This window comes from Nocardioides segetis (genome assembly GCF_051390595.1).
Taxonomy (GTDB): Bacteria; Actinomycetota; Actinomycetes; order Propionibacteriales; family Nocardioidaceae; genus Nocardioides.
Genome location: NZ_JBNINR010000011.1, coordinates 35,120 through 58,027, shown reverse-complemented (window position 1 = coordinate 58,027; position 22,908 = coordinate 35,120). Strand labels below are relative to the sequence as shown.

At 73.9% G+C, this 22,908-nt stretch carries 22 protein-coding genes and 1 pseudogene; 15 read left to right on the top strand and 8 right to left on the bottom strand.

Annotation, left to right across the window (positions count from 1 at the left end; genetic code table 11):
• Window positions 1–28: 28 nt before the first annotated feature.
• The gene (locus ACPZVR_RS18065) at window positions 29–622 is read right to left on the bottom strand and encodes a TetR/AcrR family transcriptional regulator (RefSeq protein ID WP_436701068.1); all 594 of its coding nucleotides are present in this window, start codon (window positions 620–622) and stop codon (window positions 29–31) included.
• Window positions 623–690: 68 nt separating this feature from the next.
• Here ACPZVR_RS18065 and ACPZVR_RS18060 point away from each other — a divergent pair, with 68 nt between their 5' ends.
• Window positions 691–1,269 (top strand): 2TM domain-containing protein, encoded by a 579-nt coding sequence (locus ACPZVR_RS18060; RefSeq protein ID WP_436701067.1) that lies wholly within the window; start codon window positions 691–693, stop codon window positions 1,267–1,269.
• Here the strand turns inward: ACPZVR_RS18060 and ACPZVR_RS18055 are convergent.
• Window positions 1,227–1,958 carry a PaaX family transcriptional regulator C-terminal domain-containing protein gene (locus ACPZVR_RS18055; RefSeq protein WP_436701066.1) on the bottom strand — a complete coding sequence of 244 codons (732 nt, stop codon included), beginning with the start codon at window positions 1,956–1,958 and terminating at the stop codon, window positions 1,227–1,229. The genes ACPZVR_RS18060 and ACPZVR_RS18055 overlap by 43 nt on opposite strands.
• A gap of 55 nt (window positions 1,959–2,013) precedes the next feature.
• Here ACPZVR_RS18055 and ACPZVR_RS18050 point away from each other — a divergent pair, with 55 nt between their 5' ends.
• Complete coding sequence (locus ACPZVR_RS18050; RefSeq protein WP_436701065.1) at window positions 2,014–3,039, top strand: crotonase/enoyl-CoA hydratase family protein; 1,026 nt, start codon at window positions 2,014–2,016, stop codon at window positions 3,037–3,039.
• Window positions 3,040–3,044: 5 nt separating this feature from the next.
• A complete protein-coding gene (locus ACPZVR_RS18045; protein WP_436701064.1) occupies window positions 3,045–4,673 on the top strand; it encodes an acyl-CoA dehydrogenase family protein in 1,629 nt (542 codons plus the stop codon).
• Window positions 4,674–4,709: 36 nt separating this feature from the next.
• Here ACPZVR_RS18045 and ACPZVR_RS18040 read toward each other — a convergent pair whose 3' ends face one another.
• Window positions 4,710–5,789, bottom strand: a complete 1,080-nt coding sequence (locus ACPZVR_RS18040) for a PASTA domain-containing protein (protein WP_436701062.1) — start codon at window positions 5,787–5,789, stop codon at window positions 4,710–4,712.
• A 181-nt stretch (window positions 5,790–5,970) separates the two neighbouring features.
• Between ACPZVR_RS18040 and ACPZVR_RS18035 the strand changes: the two genes are divergently transcribed.
• Window positions 5,971–6,540, top strand: a complete 570-nt coding sequence (locus ACPZVR_RS18035; protein ID WP_436701061.1) for a hypothetical protein — start codon at window positions 5,971–5,973, stop codon at window positions 6,538–6,540.
• 121 nt (window positions 6,541–6,661) lie between these two features.
• Here the strand turns inward: ACPZVR_RS18035 and ACPZVR_RS18030 are convergent, their stop codons facing one another.
• Window positions 6,662–7,249: an SACE_7040 family transcriptional regulator gene (locus ACPZVR_RS18030; RefSeq protein WP_436701059.1), complete on the bottom strand. Its 588-nt coding sequence runs from the start codon at window positions 7,247–7,249 to the stop codon at window positions 6,662–6,664.
• Window positions 7,250–7,368: 119 nt separating this feature from the next.
• On the opposite strand from ACPZVR_RS18030, the gene ACPZVR_RS18025 reads away from it, so the two are divergent.
• The 6 genes from ACPZVR_RS18025 (at window position 7,369) to ACPZVR_RS18000 (ending at window position 15,549) form a co-directional block, all read left to right on the top strand.
• Complete coding sequence (locus tag ACPZVR_RS18025) at window positions 7,369–8,544, top strand: ScyD/ScyE family protein (RefSeq protein ID WP_436701057.1); 1,176 nt, start codon at window positions 7,369–7,371, stop codon at window positions 8,542–8,544.
• A 60-nt stretch (window positions 8,545–8,604) separates the two neighbouring features.
• Window positions 8,605–10,206 carry a carboxyl transferase domain-containing protein gene (locus ACPZVR_RS18020; protein WP_436701056.1) on the top strand — a complete coding sequence of 534 codons (1,602 nt, stop codon included), beginning with the start codon at window positions 8,605–8,607 and terminating at the stop codon, window positions 10,204–10,206.
• A gap of 7 nt (window positions 10,207–10,213) precedes the next feature.
• The gene (locus ACPZVR_RS18015) at window positions 10,214–12,058 is read left to right on the top strand and encodes an acetyl/propionyl/methylcrotonyl-CoA carboxylase subunit alpha (RefSeq protein WP_436701055.1); all 1,845 of its coding nucleotides are present in this window, start codon (window positions 10,214–10,216) and stop codon (window positions 12,056–12,058) included.
• Window positions 12,055–13,008, top strand: a complete 954-nt coding sequence (locus tag ACPZVR_RS18010) for a hydroxymethylglutaryl-CoA lyase (protein ID WP_436701054.1) — start codon at window positions 12,055–12,057, stop codon at window positions 13,006–13,008. The genes ACPZVR_RS18015 and ACPZVR_RS18010 overlap by 4 nt, the downstream gene beginning before the upstream one ends.
• 20 nt (window positions 13,009–13,028) lie before the next feature.
• Window positions 13,029–14,243 (top strand): hypothetical protein, encoded by a 1,215-nt coding sequence (locus ACPZVR_RS18005; RefSeq protein WP_436701053.1) that lies wholly within the window; start codon window positions 13,029–13,031, stop codon window positions 14,241–14,243.
• A 67-nt stretch (window positions 14,244–14,310) separates the two neighbouring features.
• Window positions 14,311–15,549, top strand: coding sequence for a hypothetical protein (locus tag ACPZVR_RS18000; RefSeq protein WP_436701051.1), 1,239 nt, complete (start codon window positions 14,311–14,313; stop codon window positions 15,547–15,549).
• A gap of 8 nt (window positions 15,550–15,557) precedes the next feature.
• On the opposite strand, the gene ACPZVR_RS17995 is transcribed toward ACPZVR_RS18000, so the two are convergent.
• Window positions 15,558–16,262, bottom strand: a complete 705-nt coding sequence (locus ACPZVR_RS17995) for an EcsC family protein (protein ID WP_436701050.1) — start codon at window positions 16,260–16,262, stop codon at window positions 15,558–15,560.
• 39 nt (window positions 16,263–16,301) lie between these two features.
• Here ACPZVR_RS17995 and aat point away from each other — a divergent pair, with 39 nt between their 5' ends.
• The 3 genes from aat to ACPZVR_RS17980 all read left to right on the top strand — a co-directional run bounded on the left by aat (window position 16,302) and on the right by ACPZVR_RS17980 (window position 18,306).
• A complete protein-coding gene (gene aat, locus ACPZVR_RS17990) occupies window positions 16,302–17,048 on the top strand; it encodes a leucyl/phenylalanyl-tRNA--protein transferase (RefSeq protein WP_436701048.1) in 747 nt (248 codons plus the stop codon).
• 161 nt (window positions 17,049–17,209) lie between these two features.
• On the top strand, window positions 17,210–17,647 hold the full coding sequence (locus tag ACPZVR_RS17985; RefSeq protein WP_436701047.1) for a hypothetical protein: 438 nt from the start codon (window positions 17,210–17,212) through the stop codon (window positions 17,645–17,647).
• 26 nt (window positions 17,648–17,673) lie between these two features.
• The gene (locus ACPZVR_RS17980; RefSeq protein WP_436701046.1) at window positions 17,674–18,306 is read left to right on the top strand and encodes a hypothetical protein; all 633 of its coding nucleotides are present in this window, start codon (window positions 17,674–17,676) and stop codon (window positions 18,304–18,306) included.
• A gap of 69 nt (window positions 18,307–18,375) precedes the next feature.
• Here ACPZVR_RS17980 and ACPZVR_RS17975 read toward each other — a convergent pair whose 3' ends face one another.
• Both ACPZVR_RS17975 and ACPZVR_RS17970 read right to left on the bottom strand, forming a co-directional pair.
• Entirely contained in the window at window positions 18,376–18,714 is a 339-nt protein-coding gene (locus ACPZVR_RS17975) for a rhodanese-like domain-containing protein (RefSeq protein ID WP_436701045.1), read from the bottom strand.
• Complete coding sequence (locus ACPZVR_RS17970) at window positions 18,711–19,619, bottom strand: LysR family transcriptional regulator (RefSeq protein ID WP_436701044.1); 909 nt, start codon at window positions 19,617–19,619, stop codon at window positions 18,711–18,713. The genes ACPZVR_RS17975 and ACPZVR_RS17970 overlap by 4 nt, the downstream gene beginning before the upstream one ends.
• Before the next feature lie 77 nt (window positions 19,620–19,696).
• On the opposite strand from ACPZVR_RS17970, the pseudogene ACPZVR_RS17965 reads away from it, so the two are divergent.
• Window positions 19,697–20,521 (top strand): annotated as a pseudogene (locus ACPZVR_RS17965) (DMT family transporter); the annotation flags it as partial.
• Window positions 20,522–20,614: 93 nt separating this feature from the next.
• Here the strand turns inward: ACPZVR_RS17965 and ACPZVR_RS17960 are convergent.
• A complete protein-coding gene (locus ACPZVR_RS17960) occupies window positions 20,615–21,493 on the bottom strand; it encodes an Fpg/Nei family DNA glycosylase (RefSeq protein ID WP_436701043.1) in 879 nt (292 codons plus the stop codon).
• Between the two features lie 156 nt (window positions 21,494–21,649).
• Here ACPZVR_RS17960 and ACPZVR_RS17955 point away from each other — a divergent pair, with 156 nt between their 5' ends.
• Window positions 21,650–22,882 carry a hypothetical protein gene (locus ACPZVR_RS17955; RefSeq protein WP_436701042.1) on the top strand — a complete coding sequence of 411 codons (1,233 nt, stop codon included), beginning with the start codon at window positions 21,650–21,652 and terminating at the stop codon, window positions 22,880–22,882.
• Window positions 22,883–22,908 lie beyond the last annotated feature (26 nt).

Sequence of the window (22,908 nt, the reverse complement as noted above, 5' to 3'; positions counted from 1 at the left end):
CAGCCGCGGCCCGCGGTCAGGCAGGCGGTCAGGAGAGCGGTCGAGCCAGCGCGTCGAGGTGGTCGTCGAGGGCCCGGGTGGCCGCCCGCCGTAGCCGCGGGTCGCGCATGGTGTGCAGGGCGAGTCCGTCGAGCAGTGCGTGGAGGGTGGTGGTCTCGCGGCCCAGGTGCCGGTCCGCGGCGACCTGGCCCGCGTCGCGCAGGTCGCTCAGGCAGCGCAGGCACAGCCCGCGGATCGCCTCCTGGGCGTCGTCGGCCAGCGCGGTCAGCTCCGCGTGCCGCGGACCCTCGGCGAGCAGGGCGAGATGGACCTGCATCTCGACGCTGCGCTCGTCGTCGAGCGGGAGCAGCTCGCGCAGCGCGGCGACCGCCCGGCGGCGCGGATCGCGCACCCGGCCGTGCCGGGCGACCCGCGCGGTGGCGCGCTCGTGGGCCAGGCGCATGGCGAAGGCCAACAGCTCGGCCTTGGTCGGGAAGCTGTGGCGCAGCGAGCCGAGGACGAGACCCGCCTCGGCGGCGACGGTCCGCAGGGAGACGGCGCCGACGCCCTCGCGGAGCACCAGCCGCCACACCGCCTCACCGATCAGCTGCCGCCGCTCGTCGTGGTCGATCGTGCGCGGCATGCCGCGATGCTAGCACGGTCGTGCTACGGTCTCGGTTCTGGCATGATCGTGCTACGAAAGGACCGACCGTGTTCGTCGCCGGCTTCATCGCCGCCTCCGAGATCGGGTTGTGGGTGCTGTTGGGCCTCGGCCTGGCGCTGCGCTACGTCCTGCGCATGCGCCGGGCGAGCACCGTCACCCTCGCGCTGATCCCGCTGCTCGACCTCGCGCTCGTCGTGGCGGTCGCGGTCGACCTGCACCGGGGCACCGAGGCGGGGGTGACCCACGGCCTGGCCGGGATCTACCTCGGGTTCTCCGTCGCCTTCGGGCCGGCGCTCGTGCGGTGGGCCGACGTCCGGTTCGCCCATCGCTTCGCCGGCGGCCCGGCGCCGGTCAAGCCGCCCAAGCACGGGCCCGAGCGGATGGCCGCTCTGTGGCGAGAGTGGTTCCGCGTGGTCAACGCGGCCGTCATCGCCTCGGTCGTCCTGGTCGGGCTGGTGCTGCTCATCGCGGACGGCGACCAGGATCCCGTCCTGCTGGGATGGGTCGGGCGTGCCTGGGTGGTGGTCGGCCTCTGGTTCCTCTTCGGGCCGCTCTGGGAGCTGCCCACCTCGCGGCGGAGCGATCAGCGCGACGAGGACATGGCGAGCGCGCGCAGCTCGTCCTGATAGGCGGCGTAGGCGGTCCGCATGGCGGCCGCCGGCCAGTCCGCCGGCAGCAGGGCGGCCGGCAGCAGCGGATCGGCGGCGAGGTGGCGCACGAGGTGGGCGGCGACCGCCAGTCGCGGTGCGGGTGAGGTGGTCCGCGCCAGGTGGCGCAGCAGGTGCCGCCCCTCCCGGGCCCAGGAGTCCAGGTCCCACAGGCGGGCGGCGAGGGCGGCGGGATCCTCGTCGGGAGTGACCGTGAACGTGGCGAGCACCGCCTCGTCGGCGTACTCCCGGGGTCGCCGCAGGTTCGCCGGCCGGGTCCACACGCCCTCGCGCAGCTCCGCCAGGCGGTACGACGCCAGCCGGTCGCGCAGTGCCGCGCGCTCGGCGCCGGTGCGCCCCGTGACCACGACGACGGCCATCTCCCAGGTGCCCTCCCAGACCGTCTCGGCGTCGAGGACGGCCTCGTCCTGCCGGCGCTGCCGGGCGGCGAGGCGCCCGCCGAGGACGTACTGCCGCGGGTCGCCCGCAGCGCGCTCCAGGTCGCCCGCGGCGACGGCCCGGGTGAGCGCGACCCGGGCGGTGGCAGCCGGGATCCCGAAGTGCTCGCCCGCGCGGACCAGCTCGGCGGCCGACATCGGGTCGGGGTGCGAACCGAGCAGGAGGCTCAACATCGCCGAGCGTGCCGACAGCGGGGCGATCTCCTCCATGCCGGTCATGCTACACATCTAGACACGGTTGTGGAACAATGCGTAATATCAAGGAATGGCCGACGAAGCTCCGTGGCGCCGCGCCGCGACCGAGGGTGCGGACTCGCCCTACCGCGCCGCCCCGGCGGTCGACGCCGCGCCGTCCTACCGGACCCTCACCTACGAGGTCGACGGCCGGGTGGCCCGGCTGACGTTCGACCGGCCGGAGCAGGGGAACTCCATCACGCCCGACACGCCCGTCGAGCTCGCCGACGCCGTCGAGCGCGCCGACCTCGACCCCCGGGTGCACGTCATCGTGCTGAGCGGTCGCGGCAAGGGATTCTGCGGCGGCTACGACCTCGCCGCCTCGGCCGAGGGCCTGATGGACGGCCGGATGGCCGGTGCCGCCTCGCGGGCCGGCACGGTCCTCGATCCGAGCGTCCAGATGCTCAACCACGACCCGGCCGGGACCTGGGACCCGATGGTCGACTACGCGATGATGAGCCGGTTCACGCGGGGCTTCGCGAGCCTCCTGCATGCGGACAAGCCCACCGTGGCCAAGATCCACGGCTTCTGCGTCGCCGGTGGCACCGACATCGCGCTGCACTGCGACCAGATCGTGATCGCGGCCGACGCCAAGATCGGCTACCCGCCCACCCGGGTGTGGGGCGTGCCCTCCGCGGGGCTGTGGGCCCACCGCCTCGGTGACCAGCGCGCCAAGCGGCTCCTCCTCACCGGAGACACCCTCACCGGCCGCGAGGCGGCCGAGTGGGGCCTCGCCGTGGAGGCGCCCGATCCCGAGGAGCTCGACGAGCGGACCGAACGGCTGGTGCAGCGCATCGCCGCGATGCCGCTCAACCAGCTGATGATGGTCAAGCTCGCCCTCAACTCCGCGCTGCTCGCCCAGGGCGTCGAGAACAGCCGGATGATCAGCACCGTCTTCGACGGCATCTCCCGGCACACGCGCGAGGGCTACTCCTTCCAGCAGCGCGCGGCCGCGGCCGGTTTCCGGCAGGCGGTGCGCGAGCGCGACGGCGCGCCGTACGACGACGCCGGGCCCGCCACCAGCAACGTCAGCAACGCCACCGACAGCAAGGGATGACGCCGATGTCCACCACCCATGAGGTCTTCAACCAGGTCCCGCCGCTCACCGGCCACGACACCTCCTCCGACCCGGCCCTGCTCGAGGGCATCGAACGCGAGGGCGCCGGCTGGGCGCTGCCCGAGATCCGGGAGATCGGCCGCCTGGCCGGCACCGAGGAGGCCCGGGACTGGGGTCGCCTCGCCGAGCGGGTGCCGCCGCGGCTGCACACCCACGACCGCTATGGCCGACGCGTCGACGAGGTGGAGTACGTGCCGGCGTACCACCGGCTCGTGGAGACCGCGGTGACCCACGGCATCCACGCGGCCCCCTGGGCCGACGACCGGCCGGGCGCCCACGTCGCGCGCGCGGCCAAGTTCTACTCCTGGAACGTCGATGCCGGCCACGGCTGCCCCATCTCGATGACCTACGCCGTCGTCCCGGCCCTGCGCGCCAACCCGGAGCTCGCCGCGCGGTTCGAGCCGCTGCTCACCAACCGCGAGTACGACTTCGGCCTGCGCGATCCCGAGACCAAGCGCGGACTCATCGCCGGCATGTCGATGACCGAGAAGCAGGGCGGCTCCGACGTCCGCGCGAACACCACGACGGCGACGCCGCAGCCCGACGGCAGCTACCGGATCGTCGGCCACAAGTGGTTCACGTCGGCGCCGATGTCGGACCTGTTCCTCACCCTCGCCCAGGCGCCGGGCGGCCTGTCCTGCTTCCTCCTCCCGCGGGTCCTGCCGGGCGGCGAGGCGAACCCGATCCGCTTCCTGCGGCTCAAGGACAAGCTCGGCAACCGGTCCAACGCCTCGTCCGAGATCGAGTACGACAACGCCGTCGGCTGGCTCGTCGGCGAGGAGGGCCGCGGGGTCAAGACGATCGTCGAGATGGTCAACATGACCCGCCTCGACTGCGTCATCGGCTCGGCGTCGGGCATGCGGTCCGCGCTGGTGCAGGCCGCCCACCACGCCCGGCACCGCTCGGCGTTCGGCAAGCTGCTCATCGACCAGCCGCTGATGCGCAACGTGCTCGCCGATCTCGCCGTCGAGTCCGAGGCCGCCACCACCGCGATGATGCGGCTGGCCGGTGCCAACGACCGCGCGATCCAGGGCGACGCGGGCGAGGGCGCACTGCGCCGGCTCGCCCTCGCGGCCACGAAGTACTACGTCTGCAAGCGCGGCCCCGTCGTCGCCAACGAGGCCCTGGAATGCCTCGGCGGCAACGGCTACATCGAGGACTTCGACCTCGCCCGGATCTATCGCGAGATGCCGCTGATGTCGATCTGGGAGGGCTCGGGCAATGTCGCCGCCCTCGACGCGCTGCGCGCGATCGGCCGCGAGCCGGAGTCGCTGGACGCCTTCTTCGCCGAGGCGGAGCTCGCCGTCGGCAGCGACGCTCGGTACGACGACGCGCTCTCCTCGCTCAAGAAGGAGCTCACCCAGTTCGACGACATCGAGCTGCGCGCCCGCCGGCTGGTGGAGCAGATCGCGGTGGTCTTCCAGGCCGGGCTGCTGATCCGGCACGCCCCGTCGGCCGTCGCCGACGCGTTCTGCGCCACCCGACTGGCCCGTGACTGGGGCAGCGCCTTCGGCACCCTGCCCGCCGGCCTCGACCTCGCCCCGATCCTGGAGCGCACCGAACCCGGGTTCTGATCCGGCAGGACATCCACGGGCAGGAGGCCGGCTCCGTCAGCGCGCGCGTCGAGGGCGGTCGCCGAGCTTGACCTTGACGGCGGTTCCGGCAGGCAGCATCGTCCCGCGGTGGGGCTTCTGGCGGACGACCCAGCGCGCGCCCCGGTGGAGCCGGCGCACCTTGCCGAGCTCGCAGTGGGCGGCACGCAGGAGCTTGCGGGCCTTCGTGAGTTTGCGGCCGACCAGCTTCGGGACGGTGCAGACGGCCGCCGGTCCCGCGGTGTAGGTCAGCGAGATGGACGGCTGGCCGGTGGTGTCGGTGGTGATGGAGACATTGGTCGCGCCCGCGCCGGCACCGCTGGAGCCCGCTCCTCCGCCCGCTCCGGCCGAGCTCGCTCCGCCGCCTCCGCCGCCGTAGAGGCCTGCGCCGCCTCCTCCGCCACCGCTCCCCGGGTAAACGCAACCGAAGCCGGACCCGCCGTCCGCGCCCATGCCTAGGGATCCTGCCGTCACACTCGCGTCGCAACCGGCTCCATTCGCCCCGCCGGACGTCGGCGTTCCCGGCTGACCGCCGCTGGCCCCGCCATAGCCCTGCCCGGCGGTCGGGGCGGCGCCGGCCGTGCCGCCGCCGTTCGTCGTCGTCGGTCCGGGAGTCGAGCCGCCCCCGCCACCTCCGCCGGCGGCGACGAGCACCCGCAGGGTGAGCGAGCTGCCGGCCGCACGTGGCGCGAGCCGGATGTCGGAGGCGCCACCGCCGCCGCCACCGGCGACGTAGCCGGTGCCACCCGCACCGCCGCCGTTGAACCCGCCGACGGCGCCGACGCCGTTGCCGGCCACCTCGATGTAGAGCACCTGCCCCGGGGCGACCGCCAGATCCGCGGTCACCAGCGCGCCGTACCCGCCCGGTCCTCCGCCGGAGGATCCGGCGCCGCCGCGACCGCCGACGGCGGCCGCGCGCAGACTGGTCACCCCCGCCGGCACGGTGAAGGTCTGCTCGCCGCCCGTCGGCAGGAACGTGACCGACTGGGGAGCCGCGCGGACCGCGGGGGACTCCGCGGCGGCGGGCGCATCCGCGACGGCAGCGAGGCCGCCGATCCCCACCGACAGGCTGAGGGCAAAGCCGAGCGTGCGACGCATGCTTGCCAGGGTAGGTTCGCGAGCCGCTGTTGGGAACGGCCTGGGTTGGTCACCCGGACGCCGACCACGCCCGCGTCCTCAGTGCGCCGAACCGGGGGTTTCCGAGGCGGCGCGGGAGCGTCCGTCCACAGGGGGTGTCCGGCCGGATGTCGGCGGCCGGGATCGTGCGTAGCGTCGCGTCATGTCTCGGACCTGGCACGCCTGGGTGGATGAGAGCGTGTCGGTCGGAGGCGATGCACCCGGCTTCTACGTCCTCGCGGCCAGCGTTGCCGACCCCGGCGGAGCCGAGGCCATGCGGTCGGCGCTGCGGGAGCTCGTCCCGAAACCACGTCGACGACTGCACTGGCACTCGGAGGAGGCGGCCACACGGCGCGAGGTCATCGAGCGAATCGCCGAGCTGAACGCGATCCATGTGGTCGTCGTTCGGGACCTTCCCGATGCCCGTCGACAGGAGCGCGCACGGCGTCTGTGTCTCGAGCGGCTGCTCTTCGAGCTGGATCAGCTGGAGGTTGCCCGGGTCTGGTTGGAGTCACGAGGTTCGGTCGCCGACGGTCGTGATCAGCTGATGGTCGCCGCACTGCGAGGCTCGGGCGCCGTGTCGGCAGCGCTGCGGGTGGGTCTTGCGCGCCCTCTGGACGAGCCGATGCTGTGGCTGCCTGACGCGGTGGCCGGTGTGGTGCGCCACTCCCGTCGTACGGGCGATCGAGGTTCGCTTCTCCGGTGGGGATCCAGCGTCGCGATCCTGGACTGAAAAGGCGCCGAGGCCGGCTCCCGTCATGCGGCGGGGGGTCCGGCCTCCACTTCCCGGCCCCCCTCAGGGGCGGGCGGTGAGACCACCGTACCACTCGCTTACCACTCGTCGCCGGGTCCACTTACCTGCTTGTGACCGGCACATCCACACCCAACGCGCCCAGCGCCATGGACCCGAGCAGGTCGCGCAGCGCGGCGTCGGGGATGCCGTGGCCGGCGCGCGGCGTGGAGTTGAGGAGTCCGAACGCGGCCTGGGCGGCGGCGTGCGCCCGGGCCTTGTCGAGGTCGGGGCGCAGGGCGCGGAGCTGGTCGGCCCAGAGGTTCACGTACGCGCGCTGGAGCCGGCGGACCTGCTCGCGCGCGTCCTCGGGCAGCGACTCCCAGTCGCGGTCCTGGACGATGATGAGCGGGCGGTGGCCGAGGGCGAACTCGACGTGCCAGTCGACCAGGCCCCGCAGCGCGGCGGCGGGGTCGCCGCCCCCGCCGGCGACCCGCTCGCGGCCCACCTCGAGCAGGCGCTCGCTGATCGAGGTCAGCATCTCGGCGAGCATCGCCTGCTTCGACGCGAAGTGCTTGTAGAGCGCGGGACCGGAGATGCCGCACGCCGCGCCGAGGTCGGCGACGGAGACGCCGTGGAAGCCGCGGGCGGCGAACAGGTCCGCGGCCGTCGCCAGGATCTGCTCGCGGCGGGTCGGCTCGGTCACGGTCACCCCCGCAGGTTAGGGCACGTGAATCCGGCACGTCCCCACGATGGGGCATGACGCGTCCCGTCGACCGCTGCTAGGCAGGGTGACGGTGCGGTACGCGCCCACGACCCGAGGAGCAGACCATGGGCAAGGCAGCGATCAGGATCGGTACGGCGGTGGCGGCGCTCGCGCTCGCGGGGGCCGGAATCCCGGCGGTGGCCGGTGCTCCGGGCGCGTCCCCGGGCGGCGCCGGCTCGGGTGGTGCGGCCGCGCCGCCGCGCACCGTCACCCCTCTCGACGGACCGCGGGGCGTCGACGCGCTCGGCGACGGCCGGGTGCTGGTGACGGAGACCGGGGGCGACTTCAGCCTCGTCGTCGAGCGCCGGCGCAAGCCGGCTCGGGTGATCCCGCTCGGCAACCTGGCCACGGACTTCCCGCCCGCGATCGCGAAGGGCCGCCATGGCACGATCTACCTGCTCACCGGTGCGTCCGGCCCGCCGCCGGAGCAGCGCCCGTCGGTCCTGCGCGGTGCCGCGGCACCCGCGCCGGCAACCACGCTGTTCAAGTGGAAGCGCGGCTGGCCGACGCCGAAGGTGGTCGCGGACATCGGCGCCTACCAGAAGACCGATCCGGACCCGTGGGACCAGGAGAACCTCCCGACGGACAGCAACCCGTTCGGGGTGGTCGCGCTCGACGACGGCACCGTGCTGGTCTCCGACGCGGCCGGCAACGACCTGCTCCGGGTCTGGCCGCGCTCCGGCAAGGTCCGCACGGTCGCCCGGCTGATGCCGCGCACGGTGCCGGTGCCGGCCGGGCTGCCCGACGTACCGCCGCCGATGGGACCGCTCCCGCCCGCCGGGACCCCGATCCCGTCCGAGGCCGTCGCGACGTCGGTAGCCGTCGGCGCCGACGGCTACTGGTACGTCGGCGAGCTGCGTGGCTTCCCGGCGACTCCGGGCACCTCGCAGGTGTGGCGGATCAAGCCGGGCGCGAAGAACGCGACCTGCGACCCCGCACACCCGCGCAAGGGCGCCTGCAAGCGGTACGCCGACGGGTTCACCTCGATCACCGACCTCGGGGCCGGTCCGAAGGGCGTCTACGCGCTCGAGCTGTCGAAGAAGAGCTGGTTGGGCTTCGAGCTGGGCCTGCCCGGCGCCGACGAGGGCAGCCTGTTCCTCATCCGGGACCGCGGCGCCGAGCCGCGCGTGCGGGAGCTCGCGGCGGGCATGCTGAAGACGCCGGGCGGGGTCGATGTCAGCGACCACGTCTATGTCGTCGGCCCGTTGTTCGGTCCTGGGGCCCTGCTTCGGCTCCGCTGAGCGATAAGGGATCGGCACCAAGGGATTGCCGAACAGGTTAATGATCATTAACCTGTTCGTGTGTCCGAGACTCCCGAGCCCACGCTCCGCGATCTCGCCGCCGACCTGCGCGACCGGCTCGCCCGGGTCCGCCAGGGCGGCAGCGAGGCGGCCCGCGCCAAGCACACCGACCGGGGCAAGCTGCTCGCCCGCGACCGGGTCGACGGCCTGCTCGACCCCGGCAGCCCGTTCCTGGAGCTGGCCCCGCTGGCGGCGTACGGAATGTACGGCAAGCCGGGCGCCCCCGACCAGGACTTCGCGGTCCCCGCGGCCGGCGTGGTCGCCGGCATCGGCCGCGTCGAGGGCCGCAACGTCATGGTCGTCGCCAACGACGCGACGGTGAAGGGCGGCACCTACTACCCGATGACGGTCAAGAAGCACCTGCGGGCGCAGACCGTCGCCGCGGAGAACCGGCTGCCGTGCGTCTACCTCGTCGACTCCGGCGGCGCGTTCTTGCCCATGCAGGACGAGGTGTTCCCCGACAAGGAGCACTTCGGCCGGATCTTCTTCAACCAGGCCAACATGTCGGCCCGCGGGATCCCGCAGCTCGCCGCGGTGATGGGCTCGTGCACCGCCGGCGGCGCCTACGTCCCGGCGATGTCCGACGAGACCGTCATCGTGAAGAACCAGGGCACGATCTTCCTCGGCGGACCGCCGCTCGTGAAGGCCGCGACCGGCGAGGTCGTCAGCGCGGAGGACCTCGGCGGCGGCGACGTGCACGCCCGGCGGAGCGGCGTCGTCGACCACCTCGCCGACGACGACGCCCACGCGCTGCGCATCCTGCGCGGCATCATCGACACACTGCCGATGGGGCACAGACCGCAGGTCGAGGGCCCGGAATTGCACGGTTTGGTCCCAAACCGCAGCTTTTCTGACGCGCCCGTCGACGATCCCCTGGAGTCGCCCGAGTCGATCTACGACGTCGTGCCGACCAGCACCCGCACGCCGTACGACGTGCGCGAGGTGATCCGACGCCTGGTCGACGGCAGCCGGCTGCAGGAGTTCAAGCAGCTGTACGGCGAGACGCTGGTCTGCGGCTTCGCCCGGATCCACGGCCACCCGGTGGGCATCGTCGCCAACAACGGCATCCTCTTCTCCGAGAGCGCGCTCAAGGGCGCGCACTTCGTCGAGCTGTGCAACCAGCGCGGCATCCCGCTGCTGTTCCTGCAGAACATCTCCGGCTTCATGGTCGGCCGCGAGTACGAGAACCGTGGCATCGCCCGCGACGGGGCCAAGCTGGTCACCGCGGTCGCGTGCTCGGTCGTCCCGAAGCTCACCGTCGTCATCGGCGGCTCGTTCGGCGCCGGCAACTACGGCATGTGCGGGCGGGCCTACGACCCGCGCTTCCTGTGGATGTGGCCGAATGCCCGGATCTCGGTGATGGGCGGCGACCAGGCGGCCAACGTGCTCGCCACCGTTGCCGGCCGCGAGGACGACGAGGAGTTCAAGCAGCCGATCAAGGACCAGTACGAGACGCAGGGCTCGCCCTACTACGCCTCCGCGCGACTGTGGGACGACGGCGTGATCGACCCCGCCGACACCCGCCGGGTGCTCGGCATGGCGCTGGAGGTCGTGTCCGCCGTACCCACGCCCGCCCCCTCCTATGGCATCTTCCGCATGTGAGGCCCTGATGACTGAGATCCACACCCTCCTGGTCGCCAACCGCGGCGAGATCGCCCGCCGCGTCTTCCGCACCTGCCGCGAGCTCGGCATCCGCACGGTCGCCGTGCACACGGACCTCGACGCCGACGCGCTGCACGTGCGCGACGCCGACGTCGCGATCCGGGTGCCGTCATACCTCGACGGCGACGCGGTGCTCGCCGCCGCCAAGGAGTCCGGCCTGGCTGACGGTGGCGCGATCCACCCCGGCTACGGCTTCCTCTCCGAGAACGCCGGCTTCGCCGCGGCCGTCACCGGTGCCGGCATCGCCTGGGTCGGGCCGAGCCCCGAGGTCATCGAGCAGATGGGCCGCAAGGACGCGGCCCGCGACCTCGCGGTCGCCGCGGGCGTGCCGGTGGTGCCGTCGTACGGCGCCGACGCGGACCCGGCCTCCTTCGCCTACCCGGTGCTGGTGAAGGCGGCGGCCGGTGGCGGAGGCAAGGGCATGCGCGTGGTCCGCGCGGCCGCGGACTTCGACGCCGCCGTCGCGGCCGCCAAGCGCGAGGCCGCCAGCGCCTTCGGCGACGACACCATCCTGGTGGAGAAGTACGTCGAGCGCGGCCGTCACATCGAGGTCCAGGTGCTCGGCGACAGCCACGGCACGGTCGTCCACCTCGGCACCCGCGAGTGCTCGGTGCAACGCCGCCACCAGAAGGTGCTCGAGGAGGCGCCGGCTCCGGCGCTCGACGACCGGCTGCGCGCGCGCATCCACGACTCGGCCGTCGCCCTGTCCGCCTCGGTGGGCTACGAGAACGCCGGCACCATCGAGTACCTCCTCGACGCGAGCACCGGCGACTTCTACTTCCTCGAGATGAACACCCGGCTCCAGGTCGAGCACCCGGTCACCGAGATCCACAGCGGGACCGACCTGGTCGCGCTCCAGATCGCCGTCGCCGCGGGGGATCCGCTGCCGTTCGACCAGGCCGGCGTCCGGTTCCGGGACCACGCGATCGAGGCCCGGATCTACGCCGAGGACGCCTTCGGCGGCTTCCTCCCGCAGGCCGGTACGGCGACCGTCGTGTCCTGGCCGGCTGCCGCCCGCGTGGACCACGCGCTCGAGAGCGGCCAGGTCGTGAGCACGTCGTACGACCCGATGCTCGGCAAGGTCATCGTCAGCGGGGCGACCCGCGAGGCCGCCCGGCGCGCCCTCGTCGCCGCGCTCGACGACACCGCCGTCCTCGGTCTCACCACGAACACCGGCTTCCTGCGGGTGCTCGCGGCGGGGGAGGAGTTCGCCGTCCCCGGCGGGATCGACACCGCGTGGCTCGACCGCCACGAGGTCCCGGCGCCCGACCCCGCGCCCGCCCGCGCCGCGGCCGCCCGGATCTGGCTGGACGCCAACACCGCGGCCGACGGTCCGTTCGCGGGCGACGGCTTCCGGATGGGCGGCTCGGCGGCGCCGGTCGTCGTGGAGTTCACCGACGGTGCGGTGACGCTATCCCCGGCACGACGTCCCTCGTCGCGTGGGCTCGGACCCACGGCACGCATGACGTCCCGTGTCTCAGCCCACCGCGTCGAGCTCGCCCACGAGGGCCAGCGCTACGTCTTCGACCGTCCGGACGCCGCCGCCGACCACGGCGCGGCGGCGGGCGACGGCACCATCGTCGCGCCGATGCCCGGCACCGTCCTCGACGTCAAGGTCGCGGTGGGGGACACGGTCGCCGAGGGCGACGTGCTCGGTGTCGTGGAGGCGATGAAGATGGAGCTGGCGCTCAAGGCGCCGTACGCCGGCACGGTCACCGCCGTCGGTGCGAGCACCGGCCAGCAGGTGGCCCTGGGTGCCGAGCTGTTCGTCGTCGAGGAGGAGACCGCATGACCGCGCTGCCGATGGTGGTCCCCGAGCCGGGCCTGCCGACGCAGGTGACGATCTACGAGGTCGGCCCGCGCGACGGCCTGCAGAACGAGAAGTCCGTCGTCCCCACCGAGGTCAAGGCCGGCTTCGTGAAGCGGCTGATCGACGCCGGCCTCCCGATCGTGGAGGCGACGAGCTTCGTGCACCCCCGGTGGGTGCCGCAGCTCGCGGACGCCGCCGACCTGATGACCGGCCTCACCGCCGACCTCGGCGACGCCGCCCGTCGGCTGCCGGTCCTCGTGCCCAACCAGCGCGGTCTGGACCGCGCGGTCGAGCTGGGCCTGCGCCACGTCGCGGTGTTCGCCTCGGCGACGGAGACCTTCGCGAGCAAGAACCTCAACCGCACCCTGGAGTCGCAGTTCGAGATGTTCGAGCCGACCGTCGCCGCCGCCCGGGAGGCCGGCATGGACGTCCGCGGCTACGTCTCGATGTGCTTCGGCGACCCGTGGGAGGGCGCGGTGCCCGTCGAGCAGGTCGTGACGGTCGGCAAGCGGCTGCTCGACCTCGGCGTCGGACAGCTCAGCCTCGGCGACACCATCGGCGTCGCCACCGCCGGCCACGTCAGGGCGCTCGTCGCGGCCTTCGCGGACGCCGGCGTCGGCCGTGAGCGGCTCGCGCTGCACTTCCACGACACGTACGGCCAGGCGCTCACCAACGTCCACGCCGGGCTCCAGTCCGGCGTCACGACGTACGACGCCTCCGCGGGCGGCCTCGGCGGCTGTCCCTACGCGAAGAGCGCGACGGGCAATCTCGCCACCGAGGACCTGGTCTGGTTCCTGACCGGGCTCGGCATCGAGCACGGCGTCGACCTCGACGCGGTCGTCGCCGCCAGTATGTGGATGGCCGGCGAGCTCGGCCGGCCCAGCCCGTCCGCGGTCGTGCGTGCCATGGGGGCCGGTGCCACCGGATCCTGACGCCCCCTTAACGTTGGGCCATGAGTGGTCGAGGACGCGCCTGGGGGTGGGTGGCCGCGTTGCGGGCGGGAGGCACGACACCGTGGCTCTCGTGGCCGACCGACGGCACGGGCGAAGGTGAGCCGCTGGGGCCGGAGCTGCCCGGTGCCCAACAGCTGGCCCTGCTGCGCCGGCTCAACCTGCACGCCGCCGCGGCCGGGCGCACCGTCCCGGCGGCCATCGCGGACCGCGTCCTCGGCGCCGGCGTCTCCGGCCGCGGTCGCAGCGAGCTGGCCCTGGTGGGCGCCGACGAGCCCGGCGAGCCGGGACCGCCCGGACCGGCCGGGAGCACCGGCGCCTCCGGGCAGTTCGGACCCCGTCCCGTCGACCCCGACGCGCTCGCCGACGACGAGCTGCTGCGGGTCGCCAGCGCGCTGGTGGCCGACGACGTCGCGGTCGCGGCCGCCGTCCCCGATCCCGAGCCGAGCCTCGTCGAGCGGGTCCGGTCGGTACGCCGGCCGTGGGTGCGCTCGTTCGTCGTCGTCGGGATGCCGTGGCGCGCCGACGCCGTCCGCGCCGACCTGACCGCGCGCGGCCACCGTCCGGGCGGACGCCGGCCCACGGCGTACCTCCTCGCCGACGACCTCGAGACGGTCCTCGTCCAGGCGTGGACCGCCCGCTGCTTCGACCAGGGCGGCGCCACCTGGCGCGGTTTCGTGCGCGCCAACGCCGGCGCCGGCAACCTGCCGCCGCGCGCGGACGTGGCGCGGATGGCGCGCTCGGCCGCCTACAAGTACGGCGCCGAACGGGTACGGGTCGTCCTCGACGACAGCCTGCTGGCCGCCGAGCTCGGTGTGCCCCGCCTCGGCGCCCCGCCGCGGCTCGGCGCGCACGCCGTCGACCTGGTCCGCCGGGTGGGGGAGCCGCTCGGGCTGCTCGTGCCGTCGGAGGACCGCCCGCGGCTCCTCCGCGAGACCCTGGGAGCGCGCCTCGACGGGCTCGGCGGGCCGCCGCCGAGCCTTCCGCCGCGGTGGGACGGCTGGCTGCGCACGCAGGCCGAGCGCACCCGCCACGACCTCGCCGCTGCTCGCTACCCTGTGCTCGGCGATCTGGACCAGCTGTTGCCGCGGCCGCTCGGGCCCGACCACCAGGGATCGGTCGCCCCGGTGGACGCCGAGGTGCTGGCGCTCGCGCTGGGCCTGCTCCTCGATCCCGTCACCGCGACAGCCCGGCCCCACGCCAAGGAGGAAGCGTGAACCACCCCACCGAGACCCGCGGCTCCTCCGCTGCGCTGACCGGCCGCGCGACCCCGTGGGGAACCCGGTGACCAGGCGGGTCCTGCTCCACGTCGGCACGCCCAAGACCGGGACGTCGTACCTCCAGGACGTGCTCTACAAGAACCGGAGCCGCCTGCTCAAGCAGGACGTCAGCTATCCGGCGGACCGGTTCGACGCCCACTTCCTCGCCGCTCTCGACCTGATGCGGCTGCGCTGGGGCGGGCTCGAGGCGCAGGCCGTCGGCGCCTGGGACAGGCTCTCCGCCGAGGTCCGCGCCCACGAGGGCACGTCGATCATCAGCCACGAGATCCTCGCCTCGGCCTCGCGCAGCCAGGTCGCGCGGGCGCTCGAGTCGCTCGGCCACCGGCCGGGCGGCGACACCAGCGACGGCGGCACCGAGATCCACCTGATCCTCTCGGTGCGCGACCTGGTCCGTCAGATCCCGGCCGAGTGGCAGGAGAACGTCAAGCACCGGGCACGCTTCGGGTACGCCCGCTTCCTCGAGCTGATCCAGGACCCGGAGCGGGCGCATCGCGTCGGCGCCTGGTTCTGGGGCGTGCAGGAGATCCCCGACATCCTCGACCGCTGGGGTGCCGACCTCCCCCCGGAGCGGGTCCACCTGGTCACCGTCCCGCCCTCGGGCGGCTCGCCCGACCTGCTGTGGGAGCGGTTCAGCGCCGCGTTCGGCCTCGACGACCTCGACCTCAAGCTCACCACGCAGCGCGCCAACCCGAGCCTCGGCGTACCGGAGTCCGCGCTGATCCGGAGGATCAACCGGGTCGCGGCCCGCGACCTGCCGCCGCAGCACTACCGGCCGCTCGTGCGCGAGCTGCTCGCGCACCGGACCCTCTCCAAGCGCACCAAGTCGGCGCGGCTCGGTCTCCCGCCGGACCAGTACCCCTGGGTGACCGAGCTGACCGAGAGCTGGATCGCCGAGCTCGCCCGCCGCGGGTACGACGTCGTCGGCGACCTCGAGGACCTGCGCGGCGCGCCCGCGCCGAGCGGCAAGTGGGTCGACCCCGACCACCCGCCGGAGCGGCAGGTCGCCTCGGCCGCGGTCGACGCGATCAAGGCGCTGCTGCTCGACAACGCCGAGGCGCACGCCGAGAACGAGCGGCTGCGGCGCAAGCTCGAGATCGCCCGCCGCGAGCTGGTCCGGGCCCGCACCCCCCGGCTGATGCGGTCGATGGAGTGGACCGTGCACAAGCTCGAGGGCAGCGGCAAGGGCCGCCAGGCGCTCGAGGTCTACCGCAAGGCGAGGAAGCGCGTCCCGCAGGAGCCGTGAGCTCGTCGCTATGCGACGACGTCGGCCGGCCGCGGCCGGAACTCGCGCCCGGCGTAGCGTCCGACCCGATAGGTGCTCCAGGCGTCGGTCACCGCGCCGACGGCGCCGCCGACCAGGGGCACGCGCTTGCCGACGGTGGTCACCATCCGCTTGCCGATGACCCGTCCGATCAGCTCGCCGGCCAGCACGGTCGACACGGTCCGGTCCAGGTCGGGATCGTGCCGCGGCGCCGTCGCGATCGCCATCGGGGGAGCGGGCAGCTGGTGTCGCTTCACCATGGTCCGCACGGTGTCCTCGCCGAGGATGCATACCAGGATCGCGTTGCGCACCCGCGGGTCGTCCAGGTCGTAGCCGCGCAGGTGGGCGATGCCGGCGACCAGCCGGCACTGGATGATCGCGAGGCCGGTGATGCTCGCGGGTGCCACGATCGTGGCCGTGATCAGCCCGCCCAGGTTGGTCGCCAGACCCTCCACGCCGGCGTACGCGACGTGGTTCTCGATCAGCTCCCGCACCGCCTTGTCGACGTCGCCGCGCTGCTCCTCGAGCTGGGCACGCGCCGCCTCGGCGGCCGGTGGGAGGGGGCCGATCCCCACGAGTGCCCGGTGGAGGGCCTCCCGGACGAACGACTGCGTCAGCCCCGGGGCCAGCTGGGTGACCTTCGGGGCGAGCTGCTGGGCGGTGCGCAGTGCCAGGCCCTTCTTGAGGGAAGCCATGTTCCGAGCCTAGCCAGCACCCCCTCCTAGGATCGGTGGGTGCCCGTCGAGCCCGAGCCCACTCCGTGGGTCTTCCCCAGCCGCGCGGAGCTGGCGGCGCTGCCGGTGCTGGACGACCCCGCGGAGTACGCCGACGGGGAGATCGACGACGCCGACGGGGCCCATGACAGCAGCGACCTGGTCGCGGTCGGCGCCGACCTGGCCCCCGGCACCCTGCTGGCGGCCTACCGCAGCGGGCTGTTCCCGATGCCCGAGGGACGGGGGATCGGTTGGTGGAGCCCGGCGTACCGCGGTGTGCTGCGCCTCGACGAGCTCCGGGTGTCCCGTTCGCTGCGCCGCTCGGCCCGGGACTTCGAGGTGCGGGTCGACACCGCCTTCGACGACGTCGTCGCCGCCTGCGCCGACCCGCGCCGGCCCCACGGGTGGATCGACGCCCGGATCGCCCGGGCGTACGGCGACCTCCACCGCCTGGGGTGGGCGCACTCGGTCGAGACCTGGCAGGACGGCCGCCTCGTCGGCGGTCTGTACGGCGTGGCGATCGGGGGCCTGTTCGCGGGGGAGTCGATGTTCCATCACGTCACGGACGCCTCCAAGGTGGCGCTGCTCGGCCTCGTCGAAGGCCTCCGCGCGGACGCCGACGGTGCGGCCGGCAACCGGCTGATCGACGTGCAGTGGGCGACCCGGCATCTCACGACCCTCGGCGTGCGCCAGGTGCCGCGGTCGGCGTACCTCGGCATCCTGGGCGGCCTGCTCGACGTGCCACCGGCCGCGTTCTGGGAGCGTTGAGCCGGTCCAGCCCCGCACCGGTCACGGATCCGCTACCCGGTGTTCGCCCTGGCGGTGAATAGTCTGCCGGGGTGGGGGCAGGGTGACCGCGTGGTCGCCCGCTCGGCCGTGCCCTGCTCGCGGCAGGCCGAGACGCCCGCCTCCCAAGGAAAGGAATCGACATGACCCCGATCAAGCGCCCGCTGGCCGCTGCCGGCGCGGCCGTGCTGCTGGGCCTGACGTTGACCGCCTGCGGTGGCAGCAGCTACCCGAGCGACGCGTCGGAGGAGAAGTTCTGCGGCGGCGTCGAGGACGTCATCACGGCCACCACCTCCGTCGCGGGCGACGAGCCCACCGAGGACGAGTGGAAGGACCTCCAGAAGGCCTACGGGGAGTTCGGCGACATCGGGACGCCGGACGGCATCGGCGACACCGAGCGCAACGGCTTCGAGGTCCTCATCGACACGATCACCGACCTCGACTACGACGAGGCGAAGAAGTCCTTCGGCGACGAGGACGGCGACGACTCGATCCCCGGCGTCTCCAAGGACGACGAGAAGGATGCCGAAGCGTTCTTCGAGTACGCCCAGAAGACCTGCGCCGACCAGCTCGGCGGCTGATCCCCATTCCCAGGAAGGGACACGAGATGACGCCCATGAAGCGCCCGCTGGCCACCGCCGGTGCCACCGTCCTGCTCGCCCTCTCGCTCACCGCCTGTGGCGGCGGGGCGCCGAGCGACGCGTCCGTCGAGGACTTCTGCGACACCGCGGCCGACACCCTGAGCAACGAGTTCCTCACGGCCTACCAGGAGAAGGACTACGACAAGATCGCCGACCTCCTCAAGAAGACCGCCGAGAGGGCCGCGGACGTCGGCACGCCCGACGACATCCCCGACGACGCGCGCGAGGGCTTCGAGCTCCAGCTCGAGGCCTACGAGGAGCTCGACGCCGGCGACATCGAGAAGGGCTTCGAGGCCGAGACCGGCAAGGAGCCGTTCGCGGGTGAGTTCTCCGACGACGAGCTGAAGAAGGTCCAGGCGTTCTCGACCTACCAGGCCGAGACCTGCTCCGACGTCAGCGCGCCGGAGGGCGACCTGCCCGACACCGAGGACCTGCCCGGGACCGAGGATCTCCCCGACAGCTCCGACCTGCCGACCGACGGACTCCCGACCGACATGTCCGACCTGCCCACGACGCCGGAGGACCTCGAGAGCCTGCTGTCGGAGCTGCCGGACTCGGAGGACCTCGAGAAGCTGCTGTCCGACCTGCCCACGCCGTGACGCGCTGATCGATCCGATGCGACGGCCCCGTTGACCCGGTCAGCGGGGCCGTGTGTCGTGAGCGAGAGGTCAGACGACGTACGGCGGCTGGTCGCCGTCGGCGACCATCGCCCGCCCGGCCCGCTCCCAGCCGAGCATGCCGTCGGCCAGGTTGACGACGTCGTAGCCCTGCTGCGCGAGGTAGGCGACCGCGCGTGCCGAGCGGCCGCCGCCCTTGCAGACCACGAGCGTCTGCGGCGCCTCGAGCTCGACGAACTCCCCGAGGCGGGCGGGCAGCTCCATCAGCGGGATGTGCACGGCGCCGTCGATGCGACCGGCAGCCCACTCGTCGTCCTCGCGGACGTCCAGCACGACGAGGCCCTCGGGCAGCGGGTCCGGCAGGCCGTCGATCTCGATCGTGGGGATCATGCGTCCAGCCTAGGCGTCGCGGCGTGGAGGGCGGAGGCCACGGCCTCGACGGCCGGGGTGCGGGTCTGCCGGGTCAGGAGGAAGACCTCCCGGCCCAGCGGGCCCTCGGCGAGGGGACGTACGGCGACGCCCGGGTCGTGCCGGTCGAGGGCGAGGTCCGGCAGGAGCGCGCCGGCGCCGGCGGTGCGGGCCATCTCCAGCAGGATCCGGAAGTCGTCGGAGCTGTAGCGCACGTCCGGCTCGAAGCCGCCGTAGTGCCGGCACGCCCGCAGGTGCATCGCCCGCTGGCCGGTCCCGGGCTGGCACGCCGCCCAGGCCAGCCCGGAGAGCCGCCCGATCCGGACCCGGCGGGCGCGGGCCTCGGGATGGTCGGCGGGCAGGACGACGTGCAGGCGCTCGCGCAGCAGCCGCTCGCGGCGGAGGTCGGCATGCACGACCCGCGGCTGGTCGTCGTACTCGTCGCCGATGACGAGGTCGTACTGGTGCAGCCGCAGGCCCGGTGCCGTCACCTCCACCTCGGCCTCGGTCACCTCGACCCGGACGTCGGGGTGGCTGGCCGCGAGGGCGCGCACGGCCGGGGCGACGATGCGCAGCACCGCCGACTGGAACGCCGACACCCGCACCCGTCCCGCAGCGCGCCCGGCGGCGACCGTGGCGAGCTCGGCCTCGGCCGCCTCGACGCCCTGGAGCAGGGTGATGGCGTGCGCGACCAGCACCTCGCCGGCCGCGGTGAGCCGGACGTTGCGGCCGGTGCGCTCGAGCAGCGGCGTCCCGGCCTCCCGCTCGAGGACGGCCAGCTGCTGGGACACCGCGCTGGGGGAGTACCCCAGGGCGGCCGCCGCCGCGTGCACGGTGCCCCGGCCGTGCACCTCGCGGAGCAGCCGGAGCCGGTGGAGGTCGAGCATCCGTTCACGATAACTGAACAATCTGCCGCACGAATGCGTGATGGACATGAACGATCGTCGCGGCAGACGATGGACCCGTGGGTGCCGTGTTCTGCTTGCTGTCCGCCGTCGGCTTCGGCCTGATGGCGGTGTTCGCCAAGTCCGCCTACGACGAGGGCGTCTCGGTCTCGGCCCTGCTCCTGGTGCGCTTCGGCCTGGCCGCGGTCATCCTGCTCGCCGTCGCGGGCGGCACCGGCGCCCTGCGCGGTCTCACCCGCCGCGCGGTGCTGGTCGGGCTCGCCATGGGGGTCTTCGGGTACGCCGTCCAGGCATCCTTCTACTTCTCGGCCCTGCGCCACCTCGACGCCTCGCTGGTCGCCCTCGTCTTCTACGTCTACCCGGTCACGGTGATGGTGGCCTCGATCGCGATCGGCCGGGAGCGCGCCTCGGCGCGCCGCGGGCTGGCCCTGCTGGTCGCCCTCGGCGGCATCGGCCTGGTCCTCGCGGGTGCCGCGAGCGGGCGCTTCGACGCGCTCGGCGTCCTGCTGTCGCTGGGTGCCGCGGCGACCTACACCGGCTACATCGTGATCGGTGACCGGGTCACCGCGGGCACGTCGCCGGTCGCCCTCGCGGCGCTCGTCTGCACCGGCGCCACCGGCGCGCTGCTCGTCGTCGACGCCGTGCGCGGGCTGCCGCACCTCGGCTTCGGCGTCGCGGGCTGGGGCTGGCTGGTGGCCCTCGTCCTGGTCAGCACGGTCGCCTCGGTGCTGCTCTTCTTCGCCGGGCTGGCGCGGGTCGGGCCGTCGACGGCGGCGATCCTCTCCATCCTGGAGCCGGTCGTCACCGTCCTCAGCGCGGCGGCCGTGTTCGGCGAGCAGCTCACCGCGCCGCAGTGGCTGGGCGGCCTGCTGGTGCTCGCGGCGGTGGTGCTCGTCCAGCTCCCCGGTCGTCGGACGGGTCGGGCATCCGACGGGGGCGCCGGTGGGGGCGCCGGTGGGCACGCCGATGGGCCGGAGCTACTTCAAGAGCTTGCTCATCCGCCGGTCGGCCAGGGGCTTGCCGCCGGTCTGGCAGGTGGGGCAGTACTGCAGGCTCGAGTCGGCGAACGAGACCTCGCGGACGATGTCACCGCAGACCGGGCACGGCTTGCCGGTCTGACCGTGCACGGCGAGATGTGACTTCTTCTCCTTCTTGAGCTCGCTGGCCGCCAGGCCTCGGGAGCGCTCGACCGCGTCGCCGAGGGTGTCGCGGATGGCGGCGTACAACGTCGCCAGCTCGTCCTCCGTGAGGCTGTCGGCGGGCTTGAAGGGCGACATCCGCGCGGCATGCAGGATCTCGTCGGAGTAGGCGTTGCCGATGCCCGCGATCGTGCCCTGGTGGCGCAGCACGCCCTTGAGCTGCTTGCGGCCGGCCTCGGCGAGGATGCCCGCGAGCCGCTCGGACGTGAAGTCGTCGGTGAGCGGGTCGGGACCGAGGCTGGCCACGCCGGGCACGTCGGCGGGCGAGCGGACGAGGTAGAGCGCGAGCGACTTCTTCGTGCCCGCCTCGGTGATGTCCAGGCCCGGCGTGAGCCCGTCTTGCTCGTCGAGCACCACCCGCACCGCGAGCGTCGACTTGGTGCTCGGGCGCGGTGGGAGCGCGGGCACCTCGTCCTTCCAGCGCACCCACCCGGCGCGGGCGAGGTGGAGGACCAGGTGCAGCCCGCTGGCCTCGATGTCGAGGAACTTGCCGTGCCGTCGTACGTCGTCCACCAGCGTGCCCTCGATGGCGGAGAGCGGCGGGTCGTAGGTCTTCAGCGCACTGAACGCGGCGATGTGGACGCGGGTGATGGCGCGTCCGGCCAGCCGGCCCCGCAGGTCGAGGGCCAGGGCTTCCACCTCGGGCAGCTCGGGCACGCGCCCAGCCTAGATCGTCGGTCCGCCGGAACCCGGCGACCCGGGACTTCGTCCTGATTCCGGTCCGGCGCCATGACCCGGCTCCGGTCGACCCCGTTGGTCGGTCATCGGCGCCGCTCGGGGCCCTCCCATCCTCTCGACAGAAGGGCCTCACCCATGCACAGCAGGCACCTGACCCTGGGTCCGCTCGCCCTCGTGGCGGTCCTCGGCACCGGTTCCGGGCTCCTCGCGCCCGCGGCCGCCGCACCCGTCCCGGCCGCCGTGGCCGCCCCCGGAGCCCCGACGCCCCTCGACGACGCACGCGGGTGTGGCCAGCCGGAGGTCCCGGCGCATTGGGGCAGCATCGAGCACCCTGCCGTCACCCGGATCGTCGCCGCGATCACCCGCACCGAGTGGCGCTGGCAGCGCGCCGTCGGCACCGTCGAGCGGGAGTACGCGCGGGAGAGCGTCGCCGCCGTCGTCCTCGTCCGCTGGACCCGCGCCGTGGGCGCGGTCGAGCGCGAGCACGCCTGGACGGTCGTCGACCGCCCCGCGCGGCCCGGTTCGCCCGAGGAGGGGCACGACGAGACGCGGGTCGTGACGCCCGCCGTCGTCGAGGAGCAGTGGGAGTACGTCCAGCAGCAGACCGGGCGGACCCAGTGGCAGCGCGAGGGGTGGAACGCCGGCGAGAACGGCGCCGGCTGGTCGCCGACCGGCCGGACCCGGACGGCGGAGACCGCGCCGGCGGTCACGCAGGAGGTGTGGGTCGTCGACCGGCCCGCCGTCGCGGCCGAGCCCGAGGTGTCCCACGTCGAGACCGCCTGGCTCGCCGACGGTACGCCGCCGCCCGCCGGCTCGGTGCCGACCGGCCGCACCCGCGACGTACCCTCCGGCGCCTCAGGGGGCGAGGAGACGCATCTGCCGGTGGGTGAGCAGCCCGCCGGCGACGGCTGGGTCGAGGCGGGCACCGCCGAGATCTCCGCCGCCGAGGAGGAGCGGGTCTGGCTGCCCGACGGCACCGTGCCGGACCCCGGGTTCGTGGCGACCGGCGAGACCCGCGCCGGCACCGAGGTCGAGACCACCGCCGGCACCTCCGCCGTGCCGCCGGCCGGCCCGGGCTGGACGGTGCTGCCCGACTCCGCGGTCGAGGTGGAGGTCGCGCCCGCCCGGGAGATCGTCGACCCGGCCTGGGTGGAGGACTTCGTCGTCACCTTCGGCCAGCCTGCGACGCCGCCGTGCGGCGAGGCGGTCGTGCCGACCGGACTGCCCGTGGTCGTGCTGCCGTCGGCGCCAGGCGGGCCGCACGGCGCGGTCGCCCCGGCCACCGCGACCGCTCCCGCGACCGGCACCGCGACCGGCACCGCGCGGGTCGCCGTACCCGGCACGGCGCTGCCGGCCAGCGGTGCCTGACCCGCGCCGCGGCACCGGGGGTCAGC